This window comes from Rhodohalobacter sp., from assembly GCF_041686455.1.
GTDB lineage: Bacteria > Bacteroidota > Rhodothermia > Balneolales > Balneolaceae > Rhodohalobacter.
The window spans coordinates 1-10,784 of the sequence record NZ_JAWLDW010000013.1; the positions used below are offsets into that span (position 1 = coordinate 1).

Annotated in this window: 11 protein-coding genes; 9 read left to right on the forward strand and 2 right to left on the reverse strand. The window is 40.0% G+C overall.

What is annotated here, in order from left to right; all coding sequences use genetic code 11:
• Positions 1-187 precede the first annotated feature (187 nt).
• The 8 genes from ACESM0_RS03075 to ACESM0_RS03110 are packed head-to-tail and all read left to right on the forward strand — an operon-like array spanning position 188 to position 7,338.
• The gene (locus ACESM0_RS03075; RefSeq protein ID WP_372903532.1) at positions 188-751 is read left to right on the forward strand and encodes an anthranilate synthase component II; all 564 of its coding nucleotides are present in this window, start codon (positions 188-190) and stop codon (positions 749-751) included.
• 38 nt (positions 752-789) lie between these two features.
• Positions 790-1,827: an anthranilate phosphoribosyltransferase gene (gene trpD, locus ACESM0_RS03080; RefSeq protein WP_372903534.1), complete on the forward strand. Its 1,038-nt coding sequence runs from the start codon at positions 790-792 to the stop codon at positions 1,825-1,827.
• A 1-nt stretch (position 1,828) separates the two neighbouring features.
• Positions 1,829-2,617 (forward strand): indole-3-glycerol phosphate synthase TrpC, encoded by a 789-nt coding sequence (gene trpC / locus ACESM0_RS03085; protein ID WP_372903536.1) that lies wholly within the window; start codon positions 1,829-1,831, stop codon positions 2,615-2,617.
• A gap of 31 nt (positions 2,618-2,648) precedes the next feature.
• The gene (locus tag ACESM0_RS03090) at positions 2,649-3,314 is read left to right on the forward strand and encodes a phosphoribosylanthranilate isomerase (protein WP_372903538.1); all 666 of its coding nucleotides are present in this window, start codon (positions 2,649-2,651) and stop codon (positions 3,312-3,314) included.
• A gap of 60 nt (positions 3,315-3,374) precedes the next feature.
• Positions 3,375-4,562, forward strand: coding sequence for a tryptophan synthase subunit beta (gene trpB, locus ACESM0_RS03095; protein ID WP_372903540.1), 1,188 nt, complete (start codon positions 3,375-3,377; stop codon positions 4,560-4,562).
• A gap of 51 nt (positions 4,563-4,613) precedes the next feature.
• A complete protein-coding gene (gene trpA, locus ACESM0_RS03100) occupies positions 4,614-5,426 on the forward strand; it encodes a tryptophan synthase subunit alpha (protein WP_372903542.1) in 813 nt (270 codons plus the stop codon).
• A 28-nt stretch (positions 5,427-5,454) separates the two neighbouring features.
• Positions 5,455-6,537: a DUF4837 family protein gene (locus ACESM0_RS03105; protein ID WP_372903544.1), complete on the forward strand. Its 1,083-nt coding sequence runs from the start codon at positions 5,455-5,457 to the stop codon at positions 6,535-6,537.
• 18 nt (positions 6,538-6,555) lie between these two features.
• Complete coding sequence (locus tag ACESM0_RS03110) at positions 6,556-7,338, forward strand: methyltransferase (protein ID WP_372903546.1); 783 nt, start codon at positions 6,556-6,558, stop codon at positions 7,336-7,338.
• 4 nt (positions 7,339-7,342) lie between these two features.
• On the opposite strand, the gene ACESM0_RS03115 is transcribed toward ACESM0_RS03110, so the two are convergent.
• Entirely contained in the window at positions 7,343-8,299 is a 957-nt protein-coding gene (locus tag ACESM0_RS03115) for a phosphoribosylaminoimidazolesuccinocarboxamide synthase (RefSeq protein ID WP_372903547.1), read from the reverse strand.
• A gap of 9 nt (positions 8,300-8,308) precedes the next feature.
• Positions 8,309-9,334 (reverse strand): LacI family DNA-binding transcriptional regulator, encoded by a 1,026-nt coding sequence (locus tag ACESM0_RS03120; RefSeq protein ID WP_372903549.1) that lies wholly within the window; start codon positions 9,332-9,334, stop codon positions 8,309-8,311.
• Positions 9,335-9,508: 174 nt separating this feature from the next.
• Between ACESM0_RS03120 and ACESM0_RS03125 the strand changes: the two genes are divergently transcribed.
• Complete coding sequence (locus ACESM0_RS03125; RefSeq protein ID WP_372903592.1) at positions 9,509-10,480, forward strand: phytoene/squalene synthase family protein; 972 nt, start codon at positions 9,509-9,511, stop codon at positions 10,478-10,480.
• Positions 10,481-10,784 lie beyond the last annotated feature (304 nt).

The window sequence follows — 10,784 nt, forward strand, 5'->3', positions numbered from 1 at the left end:
AAGGAACTTGCCGATGACATGGACTACGTACACGATGTGCTTCGAGAAGGAGGAAAGAAAGCCAGGGAGCGTGCGGAACAGGTGATGGAACCGATCCGGAGTGCAACAGGTTTATTCAGAAGTTTTGAATATTAATAGTTAAAAAACTGTTCAGTTAAATTGGCGACTCATACTATTCACAAGAAATATGATTTTAATAATCGATAATTACGATTCATTTACTTATAACCTGGTGCATATCGTCGCATCGGTCACTGATGATTATAAAGTGGTTCGAAACGATGCGATGACATTGGAAGAAATAAGGGAATTAAATCCGGATAAAATTTTAATTTCACCCGGCCCGGGCAGACCTGAAAATGCAGGAATTACTGAAGAAATCATTCGCGAACTTGGAGCAGGAATACCAATTCTGGGCGTCTGTTTGGGCCACCAGGCAATAGGAAATGTGTTTGGAGCAAAAGTAGTTCATGCTCCCAGCTTGATGCATGGTAAAACATCAAATATTAATCACGACGGAAAATCTGTTTTTAAAAATGTTGACGAACATTTTATTGCTACGAGGTATCATTCTCTGGCATTAGATTCAACTACTATACCCGATGTGCTGGAAGTTACAGCCGAAACAGATGATCATGTAATTATGGGTGTTCGTCACAAAGTTCATCCGATTGAAGGCATTCAGTTTCATCCCGAAAGTATTTTGACAACTGAAGGTCCAAAAATTGTTAAAAATTGGATACGTAATTGAACGACCGGTTAACAAGTAATCAAATTAATTAAATCATTTTGAGTAAGGCATTTACAAGCTATTTAGAGAAAATTTCTATTCTCGAGAATCTTCATCCTGAAGAAGCTAAATCCGCAATGATTAATATTCTCAATGGAGATGTATCAGATTCAGAAGTTGCGGCTTTTCTGATGGGTATGAGAGCCAAAGGTGAAACGGTTGATGAGCTGACAGCATTTGTAGAAGTCATGCGCGACGCTTCAGTTACAGTGGAAGTGGATACCAAAGGTGCGGTGGATTTGTGCGGAACCGGAGGAGACAAATCAGGTACGTTTAACATCTCAACAGCCGCTATGTTTGTAGTAGCCGGAGCAGGTGTTCCTCTTTTAAAGCATGGCAACCGAAGCGTATCGAGTAAAAGCGGTAGCTATGATGTGCTTGAGGAGTTAAACGCTGTACCGAATCTTGATAAAAAGCAGTCTGAAATGCTTTACAAAGAAACCGGTATGGTATTTATGTTTGCTCCTAATTTTCATCCTGCCATGAAATATGTAATGCCCGCCCGAAGAGCGATGAAACTTAGAACGTTTTTCAACATGCTCGGGCCGTTATTGAATCCTGCAGATGTAGAGAACCAGGTTATTGGTGCTTTCAGCAAAGACGCCGCATCTAAAATGGCACAGATTCTTTCAAATTTGGATACCAAGAGTGCTTATACCTTAAATGCACATGATGGACTTGATGAAGTTACCCTGACCGGTCAAAGCGAAATATTTGAATTGAAATCACACCTATCCAACAGTTCTATAACATTTGATCCAAAATCTTTGGGGTATGAACGTGTTGAACCAGAAGAGCTACATGGTGGGGATGCCAAAGTTAATGCCGGCATCATTAAAGATGTGATGCTGGGTGAGTCGACCGAAGCACAGCGCAATATAGTAACACTGAATGCCGCTTTCGCTATTCACGCAGCAGGTGCTGCAGAATCACTGAAAGACGCAAATAAGATGGCGATCAAAAGCATCGAATCCGGTGAAGCCAATCGCAAGTTGCAACAGTTTATCGAGGAATCTCAAAAAGTGGCACAGCACTGATATGGCATCTATTCTTGATAAGATCACCGAAAAAACGGTAGAAGATCTAAAAAAAAGAAAGCGAAAAATCTCGCTCAGTGATTTCGAGTCCTTTCCGGAGTTTGAAAAACAACGTAAGTCACTATCTGACGCTTTAAGTAAGCATCAAACCGTTTCGATCATAGCAGAGATTAAGAAAGCTTCGCCATCCAGAGGTGTAATCCGTAAGGATTTTGATCCGGTAAAAATAGCAGATCAATATATTGAATCCGGTGCTTCTGCAATTTCTGTTTTAACGGATGAACCATTTTTCCAGGGATCACTTGAGTACCTGGAAAAAATCTCTGGATTGAGTCCGATTCCACTTCTCAGAAAAGATTTTATTGTTGATCCGTATCAAGTAAAAGAAGCAAGGGCTTTTGGTGCTGATGCCATTTTACTTATTGCTACTATCTGTGAAGGAAATCAGCTTTCTGAGCTTTTAGCCGCAGCGAAAGAACTTGAATTGCAGGCATTGGTAGAATGTTATCACTCTAAAGAGATAGAGTCACTCAATTGGGAAGAAATTGAGATAGTGGGAGTCAATAATCGTAATTTGGCAACATTCGAAGTCGACCTGCATCGTGGGATTGATCTTTTAAAACAGGCTCCGGAACACGTAGTTACAGTATCTGAAAGCGGGATTCATAAAAAAGAAGATCTTCAGAAATTACAGGATAATGGAATCAATGCTGCACTCATTGGAGAGTTTTTGATGAAACAGAAAAATCCCGGTAACGCTTTAAAAGATCTGCTGGATTACGAACGCTGAAACTAACTTCAAAAAATTTATATCAAACAACATGTTTGCTGAACCAGAAAACAGAACCAAAGTTAAAATTTGCGGTTTAACCACACTCGAAGATGCTCGTTTTGTCTCAGGGGCATTAGCCGATTACCTTGGATTTATATTTTATCCAAACAGCCCCAGATATATTAAACCTGCAAAAGCCGGTGCAATTATTAACTGGCTCGAAGGTCCGGGTAAAGTTGGGGTTTTTGTGAATCAACCTTTGGATGATGTTAATAGCATTGCAAAACAGACCGGGATTGATTACTTACAGCTTCATGGAAATGAGTCTCCCGATTACTGTGCTTTAGTCGAAAAACCTGTTATAAAGGCTTTTCATATCGAAAAAGATACAGATCCAGCGGAGTTGGTAAGTAGAATTGAACCATATCTGGACCAGGTGGATTACCTGCTATTTGATACTAAAAGTGAAACCGAATGGGGAGGGACAGGGCAAACGTTCGATTGGAATATTTTAGATGAAATTTCAAGTGACAAACCTTTCTTTCTGTCAGGCGGGCTTAATTCTGAAAATGTCCGGGATGCGATTCAAACCATGCAACCTTATGCAGTCGATCTCTCTAGCGGTCTTGAGGATTCACCCGGCTTAAAAGATTTTGATAAAATTGAACTCTTCTTTGAAAAAATGCGTGATATCTGGGAAGAACAGGAATTTTAAGATTTACTTTTCTATCAACTTAGAACCGCATACTGATTTTTAATTTATATGGATTCAATCATGAAGTACACAGCACCGACAAAAGAGGGTTATTTTGGGCGATTTGGCGGTAAATTTGTCCCCGAAATCCTCATACCTGCACTTGAAGAGCTAGAGCAGGCTTACCAGGAAACCCTGGATGATCCGGTTTTCCAAAAAGAGTATCACGATTTGCTAAATGAGTATGTGGGAAGACCAACAAAACTGACGTTTTCAGATCGACTAACTGAGCATTATGGAAAGGCAAAAATCTATTTTAAGCGTGAAGATCTATGCCATACCGGAGCTCATAAAATCAACAATGCTATCGGGCAGCTCTTACTCGCAAGAAAAATGGGCAAAACCCGAATTATTGCAGAAACCGGAGCGGGTCAGCACGGGGTGGCAACGGCAACAGCCTGCGCCAAGTTTGGGTTTGATTGTGTAATCTACATGGGTGAAGAGGATATGCATCGCCAAAAACTGAATGTTGAACGGATGCGACTTTTAGGAGCTGAAGTCCGGTCGGTTGTAAGCGGATCAAAAACTTTGAAAGATGCCACAAATGAGGCCATACGGGATTGGGTCACGAATGTTGAAAATACATTCTATATCATCGGGTCCGTAGTTGGGCCACATCCCTATCCAATGATGACCCGAAATTTCCATCGGGTGATTGGTGAAGAGACTAAAAATCAACTCAACAAAACAGAAGGGGTATTACCAGATTATCTTGTTGCCTGCGTTGGGGGTGGGAGTAATGCAATAGGATTTTTCTATCCATTTATTGAAGATGATTTTGTGAAAATGATCGGGATTGAAGCGGCCGGGCTTGGAGCGGATACTGACCAAACAGCGGCTACGATTACCAAGGGAACCCCTGGTGTTTTACACGGCTCGCTAAGCTACCTTCTGCAAAGCGACGAGGGGCAGATACAATTGGCTCATTCTGTTAGTGCAGGGCTGGATTATCCCGGAATTGGTCCGGAGCACGCTCATCTTCACGACACGAAACGAGTTCACTACTACGGAGTTACAGATCAACAGGCGATGGATGCCGTGAAACTGGTTTCGGAGAAAGAAGGTATAATTCCTGCCATTGAGACCGCACACGCACTGGCATATCTGGACACGTTGATGCCAATGACTCAGAAAGATGAAATAGTAGTGGTGAATTTCTCAGGCAGGGGTGATAAAGATATGAAAACCATCTCGGACTGGTTCGCCTAAACAAATGATTATATCTAACATTGATTTTAAAATTCAGTTAACATTCTGCAGATGAGTAAAAATACTTTACGAATTGAGGCTACATTTCAAAAAAGAGAGAATGACAATAAAATCATGTCATTGTTTATCACAGCCGGATATCCGAATCTTGACTCTACAGTTGATCTAATCCTCGGATTTGAAAAAAATGGGGCCGATATAATTGAGCTCGGCATGCCATTCAGTGATCCCTTAGCCGATGGACCCACCATTCAAAAGGCCAGTACTCGGGCCATTGAAAATGGGATTACGATGAACAAAATATTTGATATTGTTCAACAGGTTCGGAAAAGCTCTCAAATCCCGATTATCTTGATGGGATATATCAACCCAGTGCTGAGATATGGTGTGGCAGAATTCTGTAAAAAAGCTTCTGAAAGTGGTGTAGATGGATTAATCATACCGGATGCGCCGCTGGAAGAGTCATCCATTATTTCGGATGAAGCAGAAAAAAACAAACTTGATGTCATCTATTTGATCGCTCCAAATTCAACAGACGAACGTATGAGGAGAGTAGATGAGATGAGTTCAGGGTTTGTGTACTGTGTATCCGTTACCGGAGTTACAGGTGCAAGACAAGGGGATGAAGTTGCAAAATCGGTGAGCAGATTTATAGATCGGGTAAATATAAATGTTACAAAAACCCCAAAACTTGTTGGATTTGGAATTAAAGACTATAACGACGCTCAGATTATCTCAAAAGATCTGGACGGATTTATCGTCGGCAGTGCATTGATTAACACAATTGAGCAGAATTACCCTAATGAAGAGTGGCAAGAAAATGTTTTTCAGTTTGTTAAAGAATTGAAATTTGGAAATATTTGATCCAACAAAATCAAAATTACAGACGACTATGAACTTTAAACTATTTCTAATTTCCATAATTATTACTCTATTCGCTGTTTCTGCTTGCGAATCGGACTATAGGCCAATGTCCTTCGGGCAAGTAGATGAGGTAATTGTTGTGATGGATTCAACAAATTGGGACAGCGAAACCGCTCTGGCTATAGAAGAGACATTTGGGAAGCCGATTGAAACACTGCCAAGTTATGAACCTACATATAGACTTATTTTTAGAGATTTTCGAAATAATGAAGAGTTGGATCAACTGCGAGAATCTAAAAATATCATATTTGCCGCCCCGATTGACTCCGAATCCAACGTTGCTTCATTCATCCGTGCTGTTCTGAGCGATGAAATTGAGGAGAGAGTAAGAAGCGGAGAAAGTTTTGCTTTTCCACTGGAGGATAGATGGGTTCGAGATCAGTGGACTTTAATACTTACTTCAAATGATGATGATGAGCTGTCTGAAAAGATCAGAAATTCCGAAGAGTCACTGGTTGGCCATTTAATGGATCGTGAGTATGAAAGAAGAACTGAAGAAATCTTCAGAAGAGGTGAACAGGTAGCTATCAGCGACTCACTTTGGGAAAATCACGGTTGGATGGTTCGAATGCAGCATGATTATATTGAAACGGTTGATACAACCAATGTGAAGGTTTGGAGGCGGTCACTGCCGGATAATGATCGCTGGTTATTAGCGTGGTGGAAAGACGATGTTCCTTCTGCTGATTTTATCGATCAAGAGTGGATCAATGCTACTCGTGATTCATTGCTTCAGAAATATGTTCAGGGAACACGAGAAGGATCTTATATAACAACTGAATATAGTGATCAGCGTTCAGTAATAACCAGTGAAATGGATTTGGATAGCCGTCTGACGGGCTTTGAAACACTTGGAACCTGGAGAATGACGAACGATTTTATGGGCGGTCCATTTGTAAATTTCTTCTATCACGACCCGGAAACAGAGCGTCTCTTTATGCTGGAGTATGGCCAGTTTGCCCCAAGTGTGGGTAAACGTCGATTTGTACGTCAGTTCCGGGCCATGGGGCGAACATTCGAAGCAGATTCAACCTGGAATTCAGTAAATTAGATTTCAAGGATTACTATAATGGAATTTCCCAAACAGAAGATCATCAGACGATTTTCTGAATTAGCTAACGATTACGATCAATTTGCAAGAATACAGAAAGAGACTGCTGAACGCCTCGCCAAAGCTTTGAATCCTTGGCAGTTCTCTATTCCTGAAGGTCCAATTCTTGAAGTAGGTGCTGGAACTGGTCTGCTGACTCAGCATATCGCAAAAATGTATTCCAACAGAGAAGTACTCGTCACAGATATTTCTGACGAAATGCTTCATCTGAATAGAAAATATCTGTCTGACTATACGCATCTTCAATATCAAAATCTGGATGTTGAAGATGCTGAATGGGAGGACGAAAAATGCGCCCTTATTACGTCCAATTTTTTGATTCATTGGCTAAAAAACCCGGCAGAGACCATTGCTAAAATGCTTCCATCACTTAAACCCGGCGGACTATTGCTAATGTCTTTTCCTGGTGATGACACTTTTCCACAGTGGCGCAAAAACTGCCTTGATCTGGGATTGCCATACACCGGCAATCCACTTCCCGATTTGGAAGAAATTGTAATAAAGCTATCGATGGGACCCGTAAAAGTAGATTACTATGAAGATCAGACCAACCTTGAATATCCGTCAGTTTATGATTTTTATCGTGAGTTAAAGAGATCTGCCTCCGGCACAAGCTTAACAGGAAAAAAGCTTAGCATTAAACAGCTGCGGTTGCTTAATGACTACTGGAAAGAGAAAAATAACGGAAAGGTGAATGTTCATTACCACACAGCATTTATTGCTGTAAAACGAGATCTGTAAGAAATCAGACGTACTTCTCAAAAATTTGATCTAAATCTGAGCTGATATTTCGGATTATTTTCGGCTCAAAAGAATTTCCTGTCAACGTTTCAAAAAGCTCAGAATAGCGTTGATAGATACTCCATCGAAATTGATCGGGCAGATCGGGTAGTGTTTGTCCATCTTTACCTTGAAAATCGTGCTCCATCAGCCATTCACGCAAAAATTCTTTTGAAAGCTGTCGCTGAGGTTCACGGTTCTTCTGGCGCTCTTCATAGCCATCAAGATAGAAATAACGGGAAGAGTCTGAGGTGTGAACTTCATCGATTAGGGTTAATTCACCTTCGTATATACCAAATTCATATTTTGTGTCTACGAGTATAAGACCCTGCTCTTCAGCTATTTTGGTTCCCCGTTCATACAATTGAAAAGCTACGGATCGAATCCGGTTCCAAAGTTCTTTCTCAACGATATTTTGATTTAGAATTTCTTCTTCAGAAATATCTTCATCGTGGCCTTCAGTAGCTTTCGTGGCAGGAGTGAGAATGGGCTCAGGAAATTTCTGATGTTCAATCATTCCGTCCGGCATTCTTACTCCGCAGATCTCTCGAGCACCCGAACGGTATACTCTCCAGGCGTGTCCTGTCAAATATCCCCGAATTACGACTTCAATTGGAATCGGATTACATTTTTTAGCAATTGTAACATTGGGGTGAGGCACATCAATAATATGGCTGGGCACAATGTCTTCAACTTTATTGAATGAAAATTCAGAAAGTTGATTTAAAATCTGTCCCTTGAATGGAATAGCCTGCCTCATGATGTGATCAAAAGCAGAAATTCTGTCTGTAACTACGATGCCAAGGGTTTTTTCATTCAACGAATAAACATCTCTGACTTTACCTTTGTACGGTTCATCGATCTCGGGGTGCGTTGTGTTTGATGTAGTTATACAGTGGGTGAGCGCCTCCTGCTGATCCATTCTGACGATCTATTTATTCGGATTATTTGTTGAATTTCTGGCTACCAAAACAGGATCAATAGCAACTTGAAGCTTACTCTCTCTATCTCCGGCAATTATTTCAGCCAACCTGTTTGTGGCTTGAACACCAATGGAATACATTTTTTGATCCATTGTTGTTAAATCCAGGTACTTCGTGAACTTAATATTATCGTAACCCATTAAGCCGATATCTTGAGGAACCCGTATTCCCAGTTTATTAAGGGCGTGATAAGCTCCGATTGCCTGAGTATCGTTAGCACAGAAAATGGCATCCGGAAATTCACCTAATTTATCGTATTCGTAGACTGCTTCAAATCCTGCCTCTTCAGTAAAGCCGGCATGCTTAGTACTTTGACCGGTAAGAAAAAGTTTTCTGTTGATCGGCATTTTAAACTCTTTCAAAGCATCAATGAAACCCTGCTCGCGTAGCATACCTGCTTTCGTTTCCAGGGCAGGACGGATCAAACCAATTTTCTTGTACCCTTGTTTTACCAGGTGTTCACCGGCAATAAAACCACCTTTGCGATGATTTAAATCGATATAATCGTATTCAGGATGAGAACTACCGATCAGTACAATTGGCATACCGGATGCCTGAATTTGACGATGAATACTGTCATCGATGTCTATACTAATACTTATTACTGTATCAGCTGTACCACGGTTAAAAAAGTTCTCAATTCCTTCTTTAGGATTTTTTGAACCCGTATTGTAAATAACAATATCAAGATCCATGGCCTCAATTTCGTCCTTAACACCCTTTAGCACCTCATTGTAATATGGTGTTGTAAAAGAAGGGACAGCAATGGCTAACATTTGCGGCTTTCTGCTGGCAAGTTTTCTGGCACTAACCTGGGGCCGAAAATTCAATTCATCAATTGCCATCTGAACTTTTTCTTTTGTCTTGTCAGATACATTGGGCGAGTTATTTAAAACTCTGGATACCGTGGATATAGCAACACCTGCGCGGTTGGCCACCTGATAAATTGTAATTTTTTTGTTTGGAGGTTTCATTCGAATATTGATTTATTATGATCCTTAAAAGGATACAAAAATATAAAATACCCTTAATTAAGTTGAAGTTAAAATAGCAGAAAAAAAGAAGTTTTTGATAAAATTTTCCTTGTTGAGGAACTATTTGCATTGTTTGTGGCATTCCATATTATGAACGACATAATTCTATCCAAAATGACAAGTATTTTAAAATATCCTTATTCCTTACTCAGGCCTATCTATGAAAAAACAAATTTTCATCAGTCTGTAATTAGTGAACTGGATAATGAAAGGCTGAAAAAAGCTTACTCTCACTGTAGGGAAATAACCCGTAAACATGCGAAGACGTTTTACATGGCAACCAGATTCTTGCCGAATCACAAGCAGAGAAGCATTTTTGCAATTTATGGCCTATGCCGGTATTTGGATGATTTAGTTGACGAGGCTGAAGATTTAATTCTGAAAAAGAAAATCAGTGAGCTGGATGTCGTTGAGAAACTTGACGCATTTAAAAATAAATTAGTTGATACGTATCGTGGAGCTGAACAGGATGATCCGATTTTAATCGCATTTTCCGATACACTTGAACTCTATAAAATACCTTTTGATCTGCCGCTTCAACTGATGGATGGAGTTAAAACAGACCTCATAAAGAATCGTTATCAAAATTTTAATGAGCTTTATGACTACTCATATAAAGTAGCTTCAGTTGTTGGATTGATGACGAGCGAAGTATTTGGTTACAGCAATCCTAAAGCTGTAGAACATGCGGTTGATTTAGGTATAGCAATGCAGTTAACCAACATATTGCGTGATGTTGGTGAAGATTTGGAGAGAGACCGAATTTATTTACCGCAGGATGAATTAGACGAATTTGGAGTCTCTGAACGTGACCTGTTTAATCATATCTTAAATGACAGGTTCATCGAATTCATGAAATTTCAAATCAAACGGGCTAACGAATACTATAAAAGCTCTGACAAGGGAATAGCTATGCTTAGCAGGGATAGCAGACTGCCGGTATGTCTGGCGCGGGAGAATTACTCTCGAATTCTTTCAAAAATTGAAGAAAACAACTTCAATGTCTATCAACATAGAGCCTATCTAAACTCTACTGAAAAGCTATCAATGGTTCCAAAAGTGATGTACTCGCTGAGAACTGAGTAAGTTATAAAGATCCTTTTTCTATTCTGGAAAAGCGCTTACAAGAGAATAAAAAATTCCTATCTTTCTGTCTAAGCTCTTGCGGAATTATTATGCTGTAAATTCTACTTTTTTGTAGAATCGCATTTTACAAGTATTGTTCTTGTTCAAGAAAAGCTTAAAAATAAGATGGTGCGTTTTGGGATGGCAGTTGGTATTATTAAGTAATTGCATGCTGCCAATATTCAATAACTGAAAAATTCAATTGATCTATGCAAAGAGAATATAGAAAGTGGAAAAGTCCAACATTGGGTCGTGAAATGGAGAT

Coding starts and splice junctions, on each gene's coding strand:
- ACESM0_RS03075 (WP_372903532.1), top strand. CDS start 188: ATGATTTTAATAATCGATAATTACGATTCATTTACTTATAACCTGGTG.
- trpC (WP_372903536.1), top strand. CDS start 1,829: ATGGCATCTATTCTTGATAAGATCACCGAAAAAACGGTAGAAGATCTA.
- ACESM0_RS03090 (WP_372903538.1), top strand. CDS start 2,649: ATGTTTGCTGAACCAGAAAACAGAACCAAAGTTAAAATTTGCGGTTTA.
- trpB (WP_372903540.1), top strand. CDS start 3,375: ATGAAGTACACAGCACCGACAAAAGAGGGTTATTTTGGGCGATTTGGC.
- trpA (WP_372903542.1), top strand. CDS start 4,614: ATGAGTAAAAATACTTTACGAATTGAGGCTACATTTCAAAAAAGAGAG.
- ACESM0_RS03105 (WP_372903544.1), top strand. CDS start 5,455: ATGAACTTTAAACTATTTCTAATTTCCATAATTATTACTCTATTCGCT.
- ACESM0_RS03110 (WP_372903546.1), top strand. CDS start 6,556: ATGGAATTTCCCAAACAGAAGATCATCAGACGATTTTCTGAATTAGCT.
- ACESM0_RS03115 (WP_372903547.1), bottom strand. CDS start 8,299: ATGGATCAGCAGGAGGCGCTCACCCACTGTATAACTACATCAAACACA.
- ACESM0_RS03120 (WP_372903549.1), bottom strand. CDS start 9,334: ATGAAACCTCCAAACAAAAAAATTACAATTTATCAGGTGGCCAACCGC.
- ACESM0_RS03125 (WP_372903592.1), top strand. CDS start 9,509: ATGACAAGTATTTTAAAATATCCTTATTCCTTACTCAGGCCTATCTAT.